Here is a 20,666-nt window from a genome sequence, read left to right as displayed (position 1 = left end):
TATTTTGATCATTATTCTTTAAAACTAAATACATGCAAGATTTAAAAGGTAAAAAAGCAATTATCACTGGTGGTAGTCGTGGTCTAGGAAAAGCAACTGCAATTGCATTTGCTAAAGAAGGGATAGATGTAGCCATTACAGGAAGAAATGAAGATGCTCTTAAGGCAACTGTTACTGAACTAGAACAGTTAGGAGTTAAAGCTACTTATGCCACATTTGATGTAGGTAATTATGAAGAGGTCCAGACTGGTATAAAGTCATTAATAGACACTCTAGGTTCTATTGATATATTAGTGAATAATGCCGGTATTGCTGCTTTTGGTACTTTGAATGATATGCCAGTAGAACAATGGAGTCAGATTATACAAACTAATGTCATGGGTATGTATTATGTGACTAAAGAAGTTTTACCACATCTTATTGAACAAAACCATGGAGAAATTATTAATGTATCTTCTACAGCAGGATTGAATGGTAATGCAAGCACATCAGCATATTCTGCATCAAAATTTGCTGTTATAGGTATGTCAGAATCGTTAATGAAAGAAGTACGCAAGAATAACATTAGAGTATGTACTCTTACACCTAGCACTATTGCATCAGATATGTCTATAGATTTAGGAATTGCAAGCAAGGACTCTGAAGACAGCGTTTTACAACCAGAAGATTTTGCAGAACTAATTGTTGCAGGATTAAAGTTACCTAAAAGAGCGATGCTTAAAAGTGCTGCGTTATGGTCTACTAATCCATAACAATTTTAATCAATTAATAATGACCATATACAATTCCATAATATCTCAAATCTTTAAAGACACTGTACTTTCTCAAAATGAAAGTAGAATGATTGATGAAAAAATGGAACGTATGCTTTTAAAAAAAGGAAGCTCTTTACTACAGGCGCATGACACAGTGTTTCATCAATATTATGTTGATCAAGGTTGTCTACGCACTTATTTTATTGATACTGCTGGTAAAGAGCATACCATTCAATTTGCCATTAATGATTGGTGGATTAGTGACTACACGGCTTTTTTTAATACTGGTAAATCTATTATGAATATTGAAACCATTCAAGATACTATCGTTTATAAGATATCAAGGTCTAACATGGAAGAACTATTGAAAGAGATTCCGCAGTTAGAAACCTTTTTTAGAAAAAAAATGGAAGGAGCTTTTGCTAGCTTTCAAAAAAGGATTCTTGCTAGCCTTTCTCAAACTGCTAAAGAAAGATATCTATCTTTTATAACTACTTATCCTAATATCGAACAAAGTGTTAAAAATTACCATATTGCTTCTTATTTAGGAATAACAACAGAAAGTTTAAGTAGAATTAGAAAAGAAATTACACATAGTGGTGTTTCTTAACATACATCAATTTTTAAGACTTCTATTCATCATAATTTTGTATTAACAATATCAATTATTATAAATGAATAAAATAACTTTAGTCTTTATCGCTACATTATTATTAAGCTCTTGCGGTTCAAAAACACAAGAGAAAGATAATCTTGTAGAAAATAAAGAGACAACAGAAATAAAAAACACAGCTATGAAAAATGTATTATTTGTATTAACAAGTCATGATGAACTAGGAGACACTGGTGAGAAAACAGGTTTTTGGGTAGAAGAATTTGCTGCTCCATATTACCTGCTCACAGATAAAGGTGTGAATGTTACACTTGCATCACCTAAAGGTGGACAACCACCTATCGATCCTAAAAGTGAACAACCAGATTTTCAAACACCTGCTACAAAAAGGTATTATGAGGATCAAGAAACACAGGATAAGATTTCTAAAACAATCAAATTAAGTGACGTTTCTCAAGCAGACTATGATGCGGTATTCTATCCTGGTGGTCACGGACCATTATGGGACCTTGCAGAAGATGAAAACTCTATCAAATTGATTGAGTCCTTCTATAATAACAATAAAACAGTTGCTGCTGTATGTCACGCACCTGCTATCTTTAAGAATACTAAAAATACAGATGGTTCTCCATTAGTAAAAGGTAAAAAAGTTACCGGCTTTACTAACGGTGAAGAAGATGCTGTACAGCTTACAGATGTGGTACCTTTCCTAGTAGAAGATATGTTGATAAGTAACGGTGGTATTTATTCTAAAAAAGATGACTGGAATCCTTATGCCGTTGAAGATGGTTTATTGATTACAGGTCAAAATCCTGCGTCATCAGAACTCGTTGCAGAGAAATTACTGGAGCGATTACAATAATCTATTAATAAGTATATAAAAAAGCCCAAAGCCGTTAATAGCTTTGGGCTTTTTTTTATACGCTTTCGCGAAAGCGTAATAATCACAATTTATTGCTATTTAAACCTTATGGACGTGTTCATAATTACGCTTCACAAAGTCTAAAACGTTTGCTAGCACAGATCCCATGTTGCGAGATCTTTTAAACTTCACATCTTTAGTAAATTCATGTAACTCACGACCTAGTTGTTTTGTCTTTTCTGGAGTACTTACCTTATCTGCTCTCATGCATTTCATGAGACTGCGATAGCGGCTTTGTGTATTGATTAATCTTTTAGAAATCAAAGCGCGTTCTTCTTTTTTATACTGATCGATACTTTGATTTTTTAGTCGATCGGTAACATTTTTAACCATAGGCAGATTTTCTTTAAAGAACTGCGGTCGATAAACTTTTAATCTACCTTCATAACACTGTTGATCAAAGTCAATTGCTCTAATCGCATAGCTAACACGATCAAAATCATGTGTAGGAATCACAACATAATTATAAGCTCGCATATCACCTAAAAGCCTAATAAAACAGCGCTCATTAAATTTTACAAACTCTTTTGCTATTTGGGTAAGCTCTGACTCTGTACAATCCTTTATATAGTCTGCTATAAACTCATCACCTGGTATGCCAGCAATATGCTCTTCTATAAGCGTATTATCATATACAAGAAAATTGATACGGTGAGGTGACAATAAATGTTCTAGCTCTAATCCATAAACACGTGAAGCATCTGCTTTTTTTACATAGAAATATGTAAAACCATCATTAAGAATATTTCTAATCTTAATGCGGAATGGTTTTGTATTACCAAAGGTGCAATAATCTACAGCATCAACACTTAAATAATCTAGTAGGTCATCGCTACCATCACTATGTAAAATATCATAGACTTTTTTAAGGGCAGCATCTATAATATCACGCTCTGAGTCTGAGTAATAACATCTTACCCATAAGGTATCTTCCTCATTTTTATCGTAAACAGTAATACAACCTTGAAACCTTAATAGATCATCATAAGACACTTGTATACTAGTTTGCCTATTATATCTTTTCAGATATGCATTAAGTGCTTGACTTACAGGATAAGTAGGTTTTTTGCGTGAAAGTAATTTTTCTTCTATCATAGATTTGTACCTTTTTACGGTAACAATTTTATTATTTTACAGTCATACATAATAACCAAAATAACTCGCTTGTGAAAACTATTCTAGAAATAAAAAACCTTTCTAAAAACTACAGCGGTCTCAAAGCTGTAGATAATGTAAGTTTTAAGATAGAAAAGGGTCATGTTTATGGTATCCTAGGTCCTAATGGTAGTGGTAAATCTACTACACTAGGAATGGTACTCAACGTTGTAAACCCTACCTCTGGTTCTTATGAATGGTTTGAAGGGACCACTAGTAATCACGATGCACTCAAACGTATAGGAGCGATTATAGAAAGACCTAATTTCTATCCTAGTATGACAGCGGTTCAAAATCTAGAATTAGTCTGTAAGATTAAAAATATTTCTAAGGATAAGATAGAAGAAAAACTTGCTGTGGTAGATTTGCTTGCACGTAAACATAGCCCATTCAGTACTTATTCTTTAGGTATGAAGCAACGACTGGCTATCGCTAGTGCTCTTTTAAATGATCCAGAAATTTTAATTTTAGATGAGCCTACCAATGGTTTAGATCCACAAGGTATACGTAAAATTAGAGACATTATACAGGACATCGCAAAGTCAGGAACCACAATACTACTAGCGTCTCACCTACTGGATGAAGTGGAAAAAGTTTGTTCTCATGTAATCGTATTGCGACAAGGAAAAACACTTTACTGTGGTGCCGTTGATGAAATGAATCATAATTATGGCGTGGTACATCTAGATGCTGCAAATAGAGATGATCTTTTTGAATTTTTAAAAGGTCAGCCTTATGCGGTATCTGTTAAAGAGGAGATGGAAGGATTTAAAGTTGTACTTAATCAGCCTGTTGACCTAGGTAAGATTAATGCTGCAGCTTTTGCTCAAAACATTTCTCTTAACAAGCTTTATATTAAAAAGCAAAGCCTAGAAGATCAATTTATTCAACTTACTAACCACAACTAGCCATGAAAAGATTACTCGATATAGAATTCCATAAATTTAAGTACAGTAAAAGCTCTAAAGTTCTTACTATAATTTACTTAGTAATTGTTATTTTATTAATGTTTACTGGGTTAATTCAGGTAAACATTAATGGATTTAAAGGAAGCCTTTCAGACTTGGGAATTTTTAATTTTCCATACATATGGCATTTAAGTACTTACATGGTAAGTTTCTTAAAAATCTTTATAGCTATAGTCATCGTTTCTCTTACCGCAAATGAATATAGCAATAGAACGTTGAAACAAAACCTTATAGACGGTTTAAGTAAAAAAGAATTGATATTATCAAAATTATATCTTGCTATAACTCTTGCTCTACTTACGACGATGATTGTTTTTATAGCATCTTTAATCTTAGGATTGTTCCATTCAGATTATTTGGAATTGGGTATTATATTCTCTAAAATGGAGTATTTGCCTGCTTTTTTTATCAGCCATTTAATGTTTTTCTGTTTTTGCCTATTTGCAGGTGTTTTAGTAAAACGTAGTGCTTTTGCATTAGGTTTAATTGGTGTGTGGTGGATATTAGAATTAGTAATTAGAGGAATAAGTTCTTTCTTAGACTTTAAATATGAATTAGATACATGGAATGTTCTTCAACATATTTTACCATTAGAATCAGCAAGTTTATTAATAAAAGAGCCCTTTACAAAAATATCAATTGTACAAGGAGGAATTGAACAATTAACTCAAGGTGAATACATTAAAGACTATGGCGTTAGCTTTATAAACATAGCAGTAACCATGGCTTGGAGCTTTTTGTTTATATTTTGGTCTTATAAAATCTTAAAACGTAGAGACCTATAATTAGCATAAAATTGTGATAAGTATGTACTATTTTCGCAACTATGATTTTTATGAAAAAGAAAATAGTTGCGATAATAGTTTTACTAGTACTCGCTGTATCTCAATTATCAACCGCTCAATTAGAAGCTTCTAATTGGTATTTTGGATTTAATGCTGGGATAACTTTTGATCCTGTAACAGGCGCTGTAACTCCTCTTGCAAATGGTCAACTTGATACCTTTGAAGGATGTGCTTCCATATCTGACTCTAATGGTAATCTACTTTTCTATACAGATGGTATTACCGTTTTTGATAGAAATCATCTAATCATGCAAAATGGTCAAGGATTAAGAGGTAATCCTTCTAGTACACAAAGCGCCATTATTATACCTAAACCGCAGGATCCAGACACCTATTACATCTTTACTGTAGATACAGCAGCAACAGGTGGCCAGGATAGTGGTTTACACTGGTATGAAGTAGATATGACTGCAAATCTTAATCAAGGTGCTGTAGTCTCTAGCATTACTAACCCTAATAATTTAATAAACACTTGTTCTGAAAAAATTACCGCTATTAACCATGGTGTTAATGATGAAATCTTAGTCACTGCTCTAGCAGAATTTAATGGAATAGGTACAGCTTTTGATACATTCTACACATTTACTGTAAGCCCTAGTGGTGTAGATCCCGTACCTGTAAAGTCGCAAGTGGCTTCACCTATTAATAACGGTGGTAGACGTGGAAATCTTAAAATTTCACCAGATGGTCAGTATATGGTATCTTGTAATATGGGATCTGGTTCTTTTTTATACGATTATGATCAGTTAACAGGAATAGTTAGTAATGAAAGACAACTACAATTTACAGGTCAAAATAGAAGTGGTTATGGTGTAGAATTTTCACCAGATAGTAGTTTATTATATGTAACAGCATCTAATGATGCAAATAGTAACGATCCATCGGCGCACTCTTCTACTCTATTCCAATTTGACATGACTAGCCCTAATCCAGCTTCTTCAACAGTTGTTATAGATACTAGACCTGGTTATAGAGGTTCTTTACAGTTAGGTATCGATAAAAAGATTTACAGAGCTTTATCAGATACTTATAACGACGGTCGTAGCTTTTTAGGAGTCATTAATAATCCTAATGTTGCAGGGCAAGGTTGTAACTATGTTCATGATGCAATACCACTAGCAGGACGATTATCTGCTCAAGGTTTGCCTCCATTTATACAAAGTTTCTTTGCTTTAATAGATGTAGAATTTACTTGCTTAGGTGATAATACTGCTTTTGAATTTGACTCAGACACACCACCTACATTAGTAAACTGGGATTTTGGTGATGGAACAAACTCGTCAGTTGAAAGCCCTACACATGTCTATGCAGCACCTGGTGTATATAATGTCGTACTTACTTTAACCATTAATGGATCTGTAAGAACCTATCGCAAAAGTGTTCAGATTTTTGATACACCAATAGCAAATGCTGCAACTAATGTAAATGTTTGTGATATCAACAATGATGGTTCAGAATCTTTTGATCTTACATCAACAGCAACTCCACAAATATTAGGAACTCAAGATGCTACCATTTTTAATGTAGAATACTATTTGTCACAGGTAGATGCAGACAATGGTGCAAATCCTGTAACACTACCTTATATGGCTACAACAGCAACTCAAACATTATATGCTCGTGTTAGTAATAATAATAACGAAGATTGTTTTGATACCACTAGCTTTGATATCGAAATCTTTGATCAACCTATTGCAAATACTGTAAGTAATCTAGAAGTATGTGATGATGATTTTGACGGTTTTCAATCATTTGATCTCAGCCTTCAAACACCTCTAATTCTAGATAGTCAGTCTAACACAGGTTTTACTGTTAGTTATCACGACTCTCAAGCAAATGCAGATTCTGGTAACAATCCACTTAGTTTAAATTATACTAATTCAACTGCATTTAATGAAACTGTATTTGCTAGAATTGTAAATAATAGTGAGTCTAGTTGTGTTGACACCACTAGCTTTGACTTAGTTGTTAATCCAAAACCTGTGGCAAATGATACTAATGCTTTTCAATGTGATGAAGATGGTACACTAGACAGCAGGACAATTTTTAATTTATCTGAGTTTGATGAAACCATTACCGCTAGCGCAACTGGTGTTACCGTAAGCTATCACATCAATCAAAATGATGCAGACAACAACCAGTCACCATTAGATAATACTAGTTATACAAATACAACTCCATTACAAATTGTATATGCGAGAGTTACAGATGATACCACTAGTTGCTATACCACATCTCAAATTACCTTATCGGTTAGTGCAAGCGATGCACAAGACACTATACTTACTGGTTGTGATGATGATGGTGTTGCAGATGGTATGACCACATTTAACCTTACTGATGCAGATAGTTCTGTACTTATATCAGCGCCATCAAATGTTACATTAAATTATTATGCAAGCTTAAATGATGCGTTAACAGAACAAAATGTGTTACCAATCACTTATGATAATACAACTCCAAATAGTCAAATTATATTTGCAAGAGCAGAATCACCTGACGGAAACTGTTTTGGAATTAGTGAAGTAGAACTTATTGTTAATGACTTACCAATCATTGAACCAGTAGCACTAATCGATTACTGTGGTAATAATCCACAACCACTTACTATCGATGCAGGTATTATAACTGGTGCTCCATCTGATTATACTTACTTATGGAGTACCTCAGAAAACACTTTTAGTATACAAGTAACTACTGGTGGTGATTATACGGTAGCAGTTACAGACGCTAATGGATGTACTAGCAATAGAACGGTAACAGTAATTATAAGCGAGACCGCAACCATTGATAGCATTGACGTGATACATGCAGGCACTTCAAGTAATGGATCTGCAACTGCAAATGTGAGTGGTTTAGGCGATTATGAATATAGAGTAAGTCTTGAAGAACCATTCCAAGACAGTCCTGTGTTTGACGATCTCTCTCCAGGTTTTTACACTTTATATGTAAGAGATAAAAATGGATGTGGTACAGTACAACAAGATTTTAGTATCATAGGTTATCCACGTTATTTCACGCCTAATAATGATAACTATCATGATTACTGGCAGTTAATAGGTACATCATTCACGTTTGAGCCAGGCGCACAAATTTTTATATTTGATCGCTACGGTAAGTTATTAAAACAAATCGCAGCAGATGGTGTAGGATGGGATGGAACTTACAATGGCAACCCTATGCCTTCTAGTGATTACTGGTTCACTGCAACTTTAATGGATGGAACGACCTTTTCCTCACATTTCACTTTAAAAAGATAAATTCAAATTGCCTATTTTTACTATTAGGCAATGAGATATTTTTTAGTAAGCATTTTAATTTTAAGTTTCGCTTTCGCGAAAGCGCAACTAGAATCATCCCAGTGGTACTTTGGAGTTACTGCTGGAATCGACTTCTCGTCTGGTACCGCTACGGCTACCGGCATAGGACAATTAGTTACTGGAGAAGGTTGTGCTACAATTTCTGATGATTTAGGTAATTTACTATTCTATACAGATGGATCGTTAGTATTCGATTCCACACACAATTTAATGCCTAATGGTACAGGACTATTAGGTGATTCTTCAAGTACGTCTAGTGCGATCATCGTTCCACAACCTGGTAATGATGATTTATATTATATTTTTACGGTAGACACCAGCGATCAACAATATCGCATGAATGTAGGTTTCCACTACTCTATTGTGGATATGTCTTTGAATGGAGGAACTGGTGATATTGTTTCTTCACAAAAAAACATCAATCTCTTGCCGCTTACGTCAGAAAAACTGACTGCAATATCTAATGCAACTGGTGATGGTTTCTGGGTACTAACTCAATTTGAAGATACCTACTATGCTTATGAAATTACGGCAGCTGGTCTCAACCTAGCGCCAGTAACAAGTGTTGTAGGTCCGTTTATAGAGTTGATTTCTACTCCTATTACTAACGTAGATGTCGCTGCAATGAGAGGTTATATTAAACTCAATGCTCGAGGAGATAAATTAGTAGCAGCTCATTTTTCAAACAACACTACGGCCGAATTTTCTGGAATCACTAATGTTCTAGAAGCGCGTAGTCTTGCTTATGCACAAGGTGGCGAGTTGTATTTATATGATTTTAATAATGCGACCGGCGTGGTTTCTAATCCACAACCATTAATGACTCGAGCAGATGGTGCAAGCTTTTATGGAGTAGAATTTTCTGGTAATGGAAGATATCTTTATGCTGAGGCTGACTATATGTTACCATCTACAACAATCATATATGAATTTTTAAGAGGAGAGATTTTACAATATGACCTAACAGCAGCAAATATTGCCGCTAGTAAAGCTGTAGTTCATACAGATATGATAGCTCCTTTTAGAGGTGCGTTACAGTTAGGTCTAGACAATAGGATTTATCATTCCCGAATTAATGAAAGTTTTTTAAGTGTCATTAATAATCCTGATGATGGCGGTACAGCATCTAATTATATCTATAATGACTTTGCTTTAACTAATGGAGCACAAGCGATTTATGGGCTACCTATTTTTGTTCAATCATTTTTATTAAATGGAGATATAAATGCAGTAGACCATTGTTTTGGAGAATCTCAAGCATTTACTTTTAATACAAGTGCACAAGTTGAAAGTATATTATGGGACTTTGGTGATATAAACAGTTCTAATAACATCTCGATGGATTTAAATCCTAGTCATATTTTTAGTGCTCCAGGAACTTATACGGTCACAGCAAATGTTGAAACACTTGTATCCAGCTTTACAGAGACTATAGAAATTACAGTATTTGAACCAGCGATTATCGATGCAGTTCCTATGGATATCGAGTTATGTGATGAAGGTTTTGACACTGCAAATTTTGATTTATCACTTATAGAAAATCAAGTGAATTCAAGTTTAAATCAAGTAGTTTCTATCCATGAAACTCTAGAGCAGGCAACCCTTAATATTGATCCCATAAACACAAATCTACCGTATCAAAATATAAGTTCTCCACAGACATTGTATGTAAGAGTAAGTAATACAAATTGTTATGACATCACTTCTTTTAACATTAACGTAGAAAACTGCCCTGTTAAAGTGTTCAATGTCCTTACACCTGACGATGATGGGATAAATGATACGTTCATCGTTTCTGGATTGAGAGACGTATATGATAAACATAAAATTTTTATATTTACCAGATATGGTATGAAGATTTGGGAAGGTGATAATTATACTCCTTCTTGGGATGGAACCAGTAACCGTGGACTAGCACATAATTCAAGCAAAAGACTACCTACTGGAACTTATTTTTATATTATAGAATTTAACGAGCCTGGTTTAAAACCCATTGCTGGATATGTTTATTTAAATTAGAAAACTAACAACCCTAAATAACTCTACTCCTAATCAAGTACATTATGAAAAAAGCAATACTCTTATTACTGACATTAGTAATTTCATTTAGCGTCACAGCTCAAGAAGAATCATCCTGGTGGGTTTTTGGAAGAAGAGCTGCTATTGAATTTACACCTAATCCTCAAAATCGATCTGCATTACCTCTTATTGCTAACTCTACAATTGATCAGGATGAAGGAGTAGGTACAATATCCGATGAAAACGGCAATCTTTTATTCTTCACAGATGGCCAAACAATTTTTAACAGAAATGGTGATCCAATGCCTAATGGTACAGGACTTTTAGGTGGAACATCAGCAACGCAAGCAGCAATTATTATTAAAGCTCCTGAAACAGCTGGTGTATACTTTGTTTTTACTGCTGGAAATGGAAACACCTCGCCTATGGTATATTCAAGAGTCGAAATGGCATTGAATGGAGGCTTAGGAGATGTTGTTCCAGGTGTTAAAAACATCGTTCTTTTAGCGGCTTCTTCTGAAAAGTTAGCCGCTACTATTCAAACAGGAAGCAACAATGCGTATGTAATGACTTTTGGTAGATCTAATGCAACGAGTGTTTCTACAGGTTCTGGTGATAACAATGCGTTATTTGCTTGGGAAGTAAGAGGTATCGCTGGTCCTAACGTATCATTTGTACTACCAGCTCCTATTGCACAATCTGCAAATGGTGGTTTACCATATTTTTCTACTCCACTAGCTGCAACCAATGGAGACCGTGGTATGTTGAGAGTTTCACCTGATGGAACTAAACTAGCGATAGGTACTCAAAACTTAACAAATCAAGGTTTATTCTTATATGACTTTAATCCTGGTAATGGTCAATTCAGTGGTGCTGGGCTTCAATTAGACAATGGACCTGTTTATGGTGTAGAGTTTTCTCCTTCGTCCCAGTATTTGTATCATGATATTAGTAGCTCTTTTAGTCCAACAGCAACTAGTAATAGAAAATTAGTACAATATGATTTATGTGATCAAGCAAATATAATTTCCTCAAGAAATGAATTTGCCGATATAACTGGTGGTTCAAGAGGTACATTGCAATTAGGTAGAGACGGTATTATTTATGTTACCCGTTGGGATCAATCTTGGTTAGGATCTATCAATCCAGAAACAGCTAATCCTGTTTATAATCCTACAGCAATTGATATTTCTCCAGGTCAAGCTCAACAAGGTTTACCTGTATTTGTTCAATCTAGTTTTGCTAGTTCGTTTACCGTAAATGATCAATGTCAAGGTGATGCTACAGAATTTGTACTTGCTTGTTTACCTCAGGTTGCGGCATCGAATTGGGATTTTGGTGATGGTAATACACGAATGGTTACTGGTCCTGGTATTGTGACTAATACTTATGCCTCAGCAGGTACTTTTACTGTTACTGTAAACGTAACAAATGTTTCTGGAGATGTTAGAGATTTTACTCAAGATATTACTATTTATGAAAACGGAATTGTAGATCCAGTAGATGTTACTTTATTAGACTACTGTGATGATGACAACTCTGGTGATGAAATCGTTGATTTATCACAATTCACATCTGATGTATTAGGTACTCAAGACGCTGCAACTTTTAATATTTCGTACTATGCAAACTCTGTTGATGCAGACGCTGGTCAGAATCCATTACCACTAAATTACAATGCTACTTTAGGTTCTAATACCATTTGGGTACGCATTGAAAACAACACATCACCTATTAATGATGGTTGTTCTGCAATTGGCTCTTTCGTGTTAACTGTGAGTTCTGTGCCTACAGTTAGTAACATACCAGATTATGAAATATGTGATGATGTAAGTCAGGATGGTGTAGAAGATTTTGATTTAGCTAGTTTCTTACCTACCATAGCAGCACAAGCCGGTAACCCAGTAGATGTAGATTACACAATCCATGAGTCTCAAGCAGATGCTGATATGAATATGGGAGCTATTGATACTACAGTTCCTTATACTAATACGATGTCTCCACAAGTACTTTATGTAAGACTGCAAAACATTAATGATATAGACTGTTTTGGAACTGCTCCATTCAATCTTGTAGTATTAAATGCTCCAACTTTAGGAACAGTAGCTAATATAGAAGTTTGTGATGATGCACCTTTAGATGGAAGTTCTGACTTCACATTATCAGATCAAGACGCTACAGTTGCAAATGGTTCAACGGGAATCGTAACCTACCACGCTACACAAGCAGATGCTGAAAGTGGTGCTGCAGCACTTCCTAATGTTTATACGGTAAGTGGTACAGAAACAATTTATGCAAGATTTGTGAATGACGCAGGATGTTCTGGCACAACTAGCTTTGACATTACTGTACAAGCAGCGCCGGCGATAGGTAATGCACCAGATTTAACAAACATCTGTGATGGTTCAGTAGATTTAAATCAAAATCTTTTTGAATTATCTGTCCAAGATACTGCCGTTTTAAATGGACTTAATCCAGCAGACTATACGATTAGTTACTACACAACTGATAGTGATGCACAAAATGCAACAAATGCATTACCATTAAGCTATACAGTTCCATTCCAGTCTGGTGTAACGACAGATTTATTATTTGCAAGATTAGAGAATAATACAACAGGATGTTTTAACACCTCTCAATTCACAATTATATTTGAACGTTGTGAGATTGTATTCCCAGAAGGTTTCTCTCCTAATAACGATGGAATTAATGATACGTTCTCTATCCCAGGACTTGCTGAACAGTATAACAACTTTACATTACAAATATTTAACCGTAATGGTACAGTAGTTTATGAAACTAGCGCAAGTAATTATGAAGAATTTGCAGGAATCCCTAATAAAGGTGCTCTAGCAGGTGATGGTTTACTACCAGTAGGAACTTACTTCTACGTGATTCAATATAACGATCAAGATGAAGAAGACACTGCTAGTTGGGTTTATATAAATTACTAGTCTATAATTTATTAATTGATTTAAAGCCTCAGTTTAATTACTGAGGCTTTTTTATTACGCTTTCGCGAAAGCGTAAAAAGTATTATTTTCATAATACGAAATCGTTGTAAATTTTATCATTTTATTATGCATGCATAGTATTTATTTACTATCTTTGGATGTAACTTTATTAAATGAGAGATAAAACAATAGATTATATACTAAGAGCGACATGGATGTCTATCTCTAAAATGTATAATGAACAAGCCGCTGTTAAAGGTAGCACAATGGCTACTGGATTTGCATTAATAAGCATTGATCCTATAGAAGGTACTCCTAGTACTGCACTAGGACCTAAAATGGGTATGGAAGCTACTTCCCTATCCCGTACTTTAAAGACCATGGAGGAAAAAGGTCTTATCTCAAGAAGAAAAAATCCAGAAGATGGACGTAGTGTCCTAATACACTTAACAGATTTTGGAAAAGAGATGAGAGACTTTTCTAAAAGTGTAGTAAAATCATTTGATACCGTTGTAAAGGAAAACATTGAACCAGAAAAGTTGAATACCTTTCTAGAAGTTGCTTATCAAATCAACGATCTAGTAGGTCAAAAAAATATTTTTAAACAAGAAGCCATAGCTGATAAATAATATGGGAAAACGTAGAATTAAACATGTAACCGTAATAGGTTCCGGAATTATGGGAAGCGGTATCGCTTGCCATTTTGCAAACATAGGTTGTGAAGTACTCCTATTAGACATAGTTCCTAGAGAACTAACTGATAAAGAAAAGGCTAAAGGTCTTACTCTAGAAGATAAAGCTGTACGTAATCGTATGGTTAATGATAATCTTGCTGCATCTATTAAGAGCAAACCAGCACCTTTATACAATAATTCATTTGCTGACAGAATTTCTACTGGGAATTTAACAGATGACTTATCTAAAATAAAAGATACAGACTGGATTATCGAAGTAGTTGTTGAAAGATTAGACATTAAGAAATCTGTTTTTGAACAAATTGAAAAATACCGTAAACCTGGTACTTTGATTACATCTAATACTTCTGGTATTCCTATCTCTTTTATGAATGAAGGACGTAGTGAAGATTTCCAAAAGCACTTTGCGGTAACTCACTTTTTCAATCCGCCGCGATATCTGAAATTATTTGAAGTTGTTCCTGGTCCTAATTGCGATCCAGCGGTTACTGACTTTTTAATGGAATATGGAGAGAAATTTTTAGGTAAGACATCAGTTCTTGCAAAAGATACTCCTGCATTTATAGGAAACCGTATCGGTATATTCTCTATTCAGAGTTTGTTCCACACGGTTAAAGAAATGGGACTTACTGTATCTGAAGTTGATAAACTTACTGGTCCTATTATAGGACGTGCTAAGTCTGCCACCTTTAGAACTGTGGATGTAGTAGGATTAGATACTCTTGTACATGTTGCAAATGGTGTCTATGAAAATTGCCCAGAAGATGAGCACAAAGACACCTTTAAATTACCAGACTTCATCAACACGATGATGGAGAATAAGTGGTTGGGATCTAAAACTGGACAAGGTTTCTATAAAAAGAATGTCACTGCCGATGGTAAAAAAGAAATCCTAGCGTTAGATTTAGATTCTATGGAGTATGTAAATCAGCCACGTGCTAAGTTTGCTACTCTAGAATTAACTAAATCAATAGATAACGTTGCTGATCGTTTTCCTGTATTAATTAAAGGAAAAGATAAAGCTGGTGATTTTTATAGAAAATCATTTGCATCTTTATTTGCATATGTACAACATAGAATTCCTGAAATATCTGATGAATTGTACCGTATAGATGATGCGATGAGTGCAGGTTTTGGTTGGGAGCACGGACCTTATCAAGTTTGGGATGCTGTTGGAGTTGCAAAAGGTGTGGAATTAATGGAAGCTATTGGTAAAAAACCAGCAGCTTGGGTTACAGAAATGCTAGAAAAAGGATTTGACTCTTTCTATACTGTAAAAGATGGAGCAACATACTACTACTCTATCCCAGATAAAGATTATGTAAAGAAACCAGGACAGGATGGATTTATCATTCTAGACAACTTAAGAGCAAACACTCCAGTATTTAAAAATTCTGGTGTAACAGTCCACGATATAGGTGATGGAATCTTAAATGTAGAATTTACCTCTAAAATGAATTCTATAGGTGGTGATGTTCTAGCTGGAATGAACAAAGCTATCGATATTGCCGAAGATCGTTTTGACGGTCTTGTTGTAGCAAATAATGGAGCTAACTTCTCTGTAGGAGCAAACATCGGTATGATATTTATGATGGCTGTAGAGCAAGAATATGACGAGTTGAACATGGCCATCAAACAATTCCAAAACACTGTAATGAGGCTGCGTTACAGTAGTATACCTACCGTAGTAGCACCACATCAAATGGCCTTAGGTGGTGGATGTGAGATGACTATGCATAGTGATGTCGCAGTTGCAAGTGCTGAGACTTATATAGGTCTAGTAGAATTTGGTGTAGGTGTGATTCCAGGTGGTGGTGGTTCTAAAGAAATGGCACTAAGAGCTAGTGACACATTTGAGAAAAACGACGTAGAGCTAAATAGACTTAGAGAATACTTCCTTACTATAGGAACAGCTAAAGTAGCAACTAGTGCTTATGAAGCATACGATCTAGGTATCTTGAGAAAAGGTGTAGATCATGTTGTTGTAAATGATAACAGACGTATTGCTTTTGCAAAAGCACAAGCACGATTACTTGCAGACAAAGGCTATAGTCAACCACCTATGCGCAAGGATATTAAAGTACTAGGTAAACAAGCTTTAGGGATGTTTTTAGTAGGAACAGATGCAATGAAAGCTGGTAAATACATTAGTGAGCACGACTTAAAAATTGCAAATAAACTTGCTTATGTAATGGCTGGTGGAGATTTAAGTGCTCCTACTCTAGTGTCTGAGCAATATTTATTGGATCTAGAACGTGAGGCGTTCTTAAGTCTTACAGGAGAAAGAAAAACACTTGAAAGACTTCAACACATGATCCAGAAAGGTAAACCTTTAAGAAACTAAGAAAATGACAAATGCATATATAGTTGCCGCAAAAAGAACGGCAGTAGGAAAATCAGGTCGTGGTGTTTTTAGATTTAAAAGACCAGACGAGCTAGCAGCAGAAACAATTCAGGGAATGTTAAAAGATCTTCCTGATTTTGATAAAGGTCGTATTGACGACATGATTATAGGTAACGCCATGCCTGAGGCTGAACAAGGACTTAACATGGCACGTCAGATATCACTTTTAGCACTAGAAAGAGTTGATATTCCAGGTATTAGTATTAATAGATGGTGCGCATCTGGTCTAGATGCTATTGGAGCAGCAGTTGCAAGAATTCAATCTGGAATGGCTCAATGTATAGTAGCTGGTGGTGTTGAAAGTATGAGTTATGTGCCTATGGGTGGTTATAAACCTACACCAGCATATAGTCTAGCTCAACAAGGTCATGAAGACTACTACTGGGGAATGGGTTTAACTGCCGAAGAGGTTGCTAATGAATATAATGTTTCTAGAGAAGAGCAAGATCAATTTGCTTATGACTCGCATATGAAAGCATTAAAAGCACAAGCAGAAAATCGTTTCCAAGATCAAATAGTACCTATAGATGTAGAGGAAACCTATCTTGATGAGGACGGAAAGAAAAAAACGAGAACTTATACCGTAACTAAAGATGAAGGTCCTAGAAAAGGTACGAGTCTAGAAGCACTAGCAAGACTGCGACCAGTATTTGCTGCTGGTGGTAGTGTAACAGCAGGTAACTCATCACAAACTAGTGATGGCGCAGCTTTCACACTGGTGATGAGTGAAGAAATGGTCAATGAATTGGGCATTAAGCCTATAGCAAAACTAGTAAGTTTTGCTGTTGCCGCTGTAGAACCTAGAATTATGGGTATAGCACCTATTGAAGCTATTCCTAAAGCTTTAAAACAAGCTGGACTTCAAAAAGAAGATATGGCTCTTATTGAGTTAAATGAAGCTTTTGCGAGCCAATCTGTAGCTGTGGTAAGAGAACTAGGACTTAATAAAGACATTGTCAACGTTAACGGTGGTGCCATCGCATTAGGTCATCCACTAGGTTGTTCAGGAGCAAAACTATCTGTACAAATCTTTGATGAAATGCGCAAAAGAGGCAATCAAGGAAAACACTGTATGGTAACCATGTGTGTAGGTACAGGACAAGGTGCCGCTGGTATATTTGAGTTTTTAAATTAAAAATTACGCTTTCGCGAAAGCGAAATAACAATACATATTAGATATTATGTCAACAGAAAATAAAACAGAAATTATACGCGGTGGACAATTCATCGTAAAAGAATCAAATCCTGCAGATATTTTTACTCCAGAAGATTTTTCTGATGAGCAAAAAATGATGCGTGAATCCGTAACTGAGTTTGTGGATAAAGAGATCGTTCCTCATAAAGAACGTTTTGAAAAGAAGGACTATGCGCTTACTGAAGAAGTAATGCGCAAAGCTGGAGAAATGGGATTCTTAGGAATCGCAGTTCCTGAAGAATTTGATGGATTAGGTATGGGCTTTGTCTCTACTATGTTAGTTTGTGATTATATATCTGGAGCAACTGGATCTATAGCAACAGCATTTGGTGCTCATACAGGAATAGGTACGATGCCTATTACACTTTATGGTACCGAAGAGCAAAAGAAAAAATATGTTCCTAAACTAGCTACAGGTGAGTGGTTTGGAGCGTATTGTTTAACAGAGCCTGGTGCAGGATCTGATGCAAATTCTGGAAAAACAAAAGCAGAACTTACTGAAGATGGTAAACACTACAAGATCAATGGTCAAAAAATGTGGATCTCAAATGCAGGTTTCTGTAATGTGTTTGTTGTTTTTGCACGATTAGAAGATGATAAAAATATAACTGGGTTTATTGTTGAAAATGACCCGAGTAATGGAATCTCAATGGGTGAAGAAGAACACAAGTTGGGTATACACTCCTCTTCTACTCGTCAGGTATTCTTCAATGACTGTTTAGTTCCAGTAGAAAACATGCTTGCCGGCCGTGGTGAAGGATTTAAAATCGCCATGAATGCATTAAATGTAGGTCGTATCAAATTAGCTGCTGCCTGTCTAGACGCTCAACGTCGTGTGATCACTCTAGCTACTAATTATGCAAATGAGCGTGAGCAATTTAAAACGCCTATTGCAAAGTTTGGTGCGATTAGAAAAAAACTTGCTGAGATGGCTACTAACGCCTATGTAGGTGAAAGTGCATCTTATAGAGCTGCAAAGGATATTGAAAATAGAATACACTTACGTCAAGAAGAAGGAGCAACATTTGCCGAGGCAGAATTGAAAGGTGTTGAAGAATTTGCAATTGAATGTTCTATTCTTAAAGTAGCTGTATCTGAAGATATGCAAAACTGTAGTGATGAAGGTATCCAGATTTACGGTGGTATGGGATTCAGTGCTGATGCACCTATGGAAGCTGCATGGCGTGACGCTCGTATTTCACGTATCTATGAAGGAACTAATGAGATCAACCGTATGCTTGCAGTAGGAATGCTGGTTAAAAAAGCTATGAAAGGTCATGTAAACTTACTTGTGCCAGCGATGGCAGTAGGAAATGAGTTGACTTCTATTCCTTCTTTTGACACTCCAGACTTTTCAGAACCTTTATCTGAAGAAATGGATATGATTAAAAAACTGAAAAAAGTATTTTTAATGGTTGCGGGAAGTGCTGTTCAAAAATTCGGGCCAGCATTAGAAGAAAACCAACAATTGCTTATCGCTGCATCAGATATTCTTATTGAAATATACATGGCAGAAAGTGCTATACTTAGAACACAAAAGAATATCGCACGTACTAGTGTTGAAGAGCAAAAAGAACAGATTGCAATGTCGCAACTATATCTTTATAATGCTGTAAAAATTATTCAAAACAGAGCTGAAGAAGGTATTTCAAGCTTTGCAGAAGGAGATGAACAACGTATGATGCTTATGGGACTTAAACGTTTCACTAAGTATACTAATCTCCCTAATATTATTGAGCTACGTAACGTTGTAGCTGACAAAGTAACTGGAGAAAATAAATATCCTTTTACCATGTCATAACTGTTAGTTAAGTTAGATTAAGTTAAGTTGGAACCGCTATCAGTCTTTGCTGATAGCGGTTTTTTATATAAATATTCTAGTAAGTATTAACAAATCATAAACAAGGATCATCAATCCATATTTTACATTTGTGCCCTATGAAAGAAATACTAGAAAATTTTAATTTAGAGAAAGGATTTGAACTAATCCTAGAATACGGTATCCCATTAGTAAAGGCTATATTAATTTATATAATAGGTCGATGGCTTATTAATAAAGTTCTAAGAGTTACACAAAAATTCATGCTTTTAAGAAAGTATGATATCACATTAGAAAAGTTTTTGTTGAACTTAATTAAGTGGGGACTTTGGATTCTATTAATCGTTTCAATTGTTGGTACATTAGGAATACAGACGACCAGTTTTGCCGCCATAATAGGTGCTGCAGGACTTGCAATAGGTCTAGCATTACAGGGATCCTTATCTAACTTTGCTGGTGGTGTTTTATTACTTTTATTTAAACCTTTCAAGGTTGGTGATACTATTGAGGCTCAAGGTATTGTAGGCACAATTAAGGAGATTGATATACTACAAACAAAAATTATAACCCCACAACGCAAACTAGCTATCATACCTAATGGACCATTACTAAATGGTAATATTATCAATTTTAATACTGAAGGAATTCTAAGATGTGACACCACTATAGGTGTAAGTTATGATGCAGATATTCCTAAAACCATAGAGGCCTTACGTAAGTTAGCCACAGATCATCCATTAGTCCTAGAAGATCCGGCACCACAGATTGTTGTTGCGGCAAATGCTGATAGCTCCATTAACATACATGTACGACCATATACACTAACAGATGATGTATGGACAGTACACTGGTATTTACAACAAAACTTTAAACCTACCCTAGACGCCATAGGTGTAGAAATACCATATCCTCATCAGGTAGAAATACAGAAATAAGAATAAGATTTTTTTTATAAATAAGCCACTTTTGTAAAGTGACTTTTTTGTAGGTCTACTATTGATT

14 protein-coding genes are annotated in these 20,666 nt (G+C 35.3%); 13 read left to right on the top strand and 1 reads right to left on the bottom strand.

Annotated features, from left to right (window positions below):
* Positions 1 to 32 precede the first annotated feature (32 nt).
* The 3 genes from BST92_RS12845 to BST92_RS12835 all read left to right on the top strand — a co-directional run bounded on the left by BST92_RS12845 (position 33) and on the right by BST92_RS12835 (position 2,230).
* Positions 33 to 752, top strand: a complete 720-nt coding sequence (locus BST92_RS12845) for a 3-ketoacyl-ACP reductase (protein ID WP_105071814.1) — start codon at positions 33 to 35, stop codon at positions 750 to 752.
* A gap of 19 nt (positions 753 to 771) precedes the next feature.
* Positions 772 to 1,365 carry a Crp/Fnr family transcriptional regulator gene (locus BST92_RS12840; RefSeq protein ID WP_105071813.1) on the top strand — a complete coding sequence of 198 codons (594 nt, stop codon included), beginning with the start codon at positions 772 to 774 and terminating at the stop codon, positions 1,363 to 1,365.
* Between the two features lie 64 nt (positions 1,366 to 1,429).
* Positions 1,430 to 2,230: a type 1 glutamine amidotransferase domain-containing protein gene (locus BST92_RS12835; protein ID WP_105071812.1), complete on the top strand. Its 801-nt coding sequence runs from the start codon at positions 1,430 to 1,432 to the stop codon at positions 2,228 to 2,230.
* Positions 2,231 to 2,329: 99 nt separating this feature from the next.
* Here BST92_RS12835 and BST92_RS12830 read toward each other — a convergent pair whose 3' ends face one another.
* Positions 2,330 to 3,385 (bottom strand): hypothetical protein, encoded by a 1,056-nt coding sequence (locus BST92_RS12830; protein ID WP_211292499.1) that lies wholly within the window; start codon positions 3,383 to 3,385, stop codon positions 2,330 to 2,332.
* A 71-nt stretch (positions 3,386 to 3,456) separates the two neighbouring features.
* Between BST92_RS12830 and BST92_RS12825 the strand changes: the two genes are divergently transcribed.
* From BST92_RS12825 to BST92_RS12780, 10 genes are all read left to right on the top strand, one after another.
* Positions 3,457 to 4,353, top strand: coding sequence for an ABC transporter ATP-binding protein (locus BST92_RS12825; RefSeq protein WP_105071811.1), 897 nt, complete (start codon positions 3,457 to 3,459; stop codon positions 4,351 to 4,353).
* A 2-nt stretch (positions 4,354 to 4,355) separates the two neighbouring features.
* Entirely contained in the window at positions 4,356 to 5,198 is an 843-nt protein-coding gene (locus BST92_RS12820) for an ABC transporter permease (protein WP_105071810.1), read from the top strand.
* 50 nt (positions 5,199 to 5,248) lie between these two features.
* On the top strand, positions 5,249 to 8,518 hold the full coding sequence (locus tag BST92_RS12815) for a T9SS type B sorting domain-containing protein (protein ID WP_105071809.1): 3,270 nt from the start codon (positions 5,249 to 5,251) through the stop codon (positions 8,516 to 8,518).
* A gap of 30 nt (positions 8,519 to 8,548) precedes the next feature.
* Entirely contained in the window at positions 8,549 to 10,597 is a 2,049-nt protein-coding gene (locus tag BST92_RS12810; protein WP_105071808.1) for a T9SS type B sorting domain-containing protein, read from the top strand.
* A 44-nt stretch (positions 10,598 to 10,641) separates the two neighbouring features.
* Positions 10,642 to 13,551: a T9SS type B sorting domain-containing protein gene (locus BST92_RS12805; protein ID WP_105071807.1), complete on the top strand. Its 2,910-nt coding sequence runs from the start codon at positions 10,642 to 10,644 to the stop codon at positions 13,549 to 13,551.
* 173 nt (positions 13,552 to 13,724) lie between these two features.
* Positions 13,725 to 14,180, top strand: coding sequence for a MarR family winged helix-turn-helix transcriptional regulator (locus BST92_RS12800; protein ID WP_105071806.1), 456 nt, complete (start codon positions 13,725 to 13,727; stop codon positions 14,178 to 14,180).
* Position 14,181: 1 nt separating this feature from the next.
* Positions 14,182 to 16,590, top strand: a complete 2,409-nt coding sequence (locus tag BST92_RS12795) for a 3-hydroxyacyl-CoA dehydrogenase/enoyl-CoA hydratase family protein (RefSeq protein WP_105071805.1) — start codon at positions 14,182 to 14,184, stop codon at positions 16,588 to 16,590.
* Positions 16,591 to 16,594: 4 nt separating this feature from the next.
* Positions 16,595 to 17,785, top strand: coding sequence for an acetyl-CoA C-acyltransferase (locus tag BST92_RS12790; protein ID WP_105071804.1), 1,191 nt, complete (start codon positions 16,595 to 16,597; stop codon positions 17,783 to 17,785).
* A 46-nt stretch (positions 17,786 to 17,831) separates the two neighbouring features.
* Positions 17,832 to 19,646, top strand: coding sequence for an acyl-CoA dehydrogenase family protein (locus tag BST92_RS12785; protein ID WP_105071803.1), 1,815 nt, complete (start codon positions 17,832 to 17,834; stop codon positions 19,644 to 19,646).
* Positions 19,647 to 19,783: 137 nt separating this feature from the next.
* Positions 19,784 to 20,599 (top strand): mechanosensitive ion channel family protein, encoded by an 816-nt coding sequence (locus BST92_RS12780; protein WP_105071802.1) that lies wholly within the window; start codon positions 19,784 to 19,786, stop codon positions 20,597 to 20,599.
* The last annotated feature ends 67 nt before the right edge of the window (positions 20,600 to 20,666 follow it).

This window comes from Nonlabens arenilitoris, assembly GCF_002954765.1.
In the GTDB taxonomy this organism is placed as follows: domain Bacteria; phylum Bacteroidota; class Bacteroidia; order Flavobacteriales; family Flavobacteriaceae; genus Nonlabens; species Nonlabens arenilitoris.
Note: the sequence above shows the minus strand (reverse complement) of the source record. Positions and strands in the feature narration are given on the sequence as shown.

Excerpts from the sequence above, each read along its gene's own strand:
- BST92_RS12810 (WP_105071808.1), top strand. The coding sequence starts at position 8,549 with ATGAGATATTTTTTAGTAAGCATTTTAATTTTAAGTTTCGCTTTCGCG.
- BST92_RS12780 (WP_105071802.1), top strand. The coding sequence starts at position 19,784 with ATGAAAGAAATACTAGAAAATTTTAATTTAGAGAAAGGATTTGAACTA.
- BST92_RS12805 (WP_105071807.1), top strand. The coding sequence starts at position 10,642 with ATGAAAAAAGCAATACTCTTATTACTGACATTAGTAATTTCATTTAGC.
- BST92_RS12815 (WP_105071809.1), top strand. The coding sequence starts at position 5,249 with ATGAAAAAGAAAATAGTTGCGATAATAGTTTTACTAGTACTCGCTGTA.
- BST92_RS12785 (WP_105071803.1), top strand. The coding sequence starts at position 17,832 with ATGTCAACAGAAAATAAAACAGAAATTATACGCGGTGGACAATTCATC.
- BST92_RS12845 (WP_105071814.1), top strand. The coding sequence starts at position 33 with ATGCAAGATTTAAAAGGTAAAAAAGCAATTATCACTGGTGGTAGTCGT.
- BST92_RS12800 (WP_105071806.1), top strand. The coding sequence starts at position 13,725 with ATGAGAGATAAAACAATAGATTATATACTAAGAGCGACATGGATGTCT.
- BST92_RS12835 (WP_105071812.1), top strand. The coding sequence starts at position 1,430 with ATGAATAAAATAACTTTAGTCTTTATCGCTACATTATTATTAAGCTCT.
- BST92_RS12840 (WP_105071813.1), top strand. The coding sequence starts at position 772 with ATGACCATATACAATTCCATAATATCTCAAATCTTTAAAGACACTGTA.
- BST92_RS12830 (WP_211292499.1), bottom strand. The coding sequence starts at position 3,385 with ATGATAGAAGAAAAATTACTTTCACGCAAAAAACCTACTTATCCTGTA.
- BST92_RS12820 (WP_105071810.1), top strand. The coding sequence starts at position 4,356 with ATGAAAAGATTACTCGATATAGAATTCCATAAATTTAAGTACAGTAAA.
- BST92_RS12790 (WP_105071804.1), top strand. The coding sequence starts at position 16,595 with ATGACAAATGCATATATAGTTGCCGCAAAAAGAACGGCAGTAGGAAAA.
- BST92_RS12795 (WP_105071805.1), top strand. The coding sequence starts at position 14,182 with ATGGGAAAACGTAGAATTAAACATGTAACCGTAATAGGTTCCGGAATT.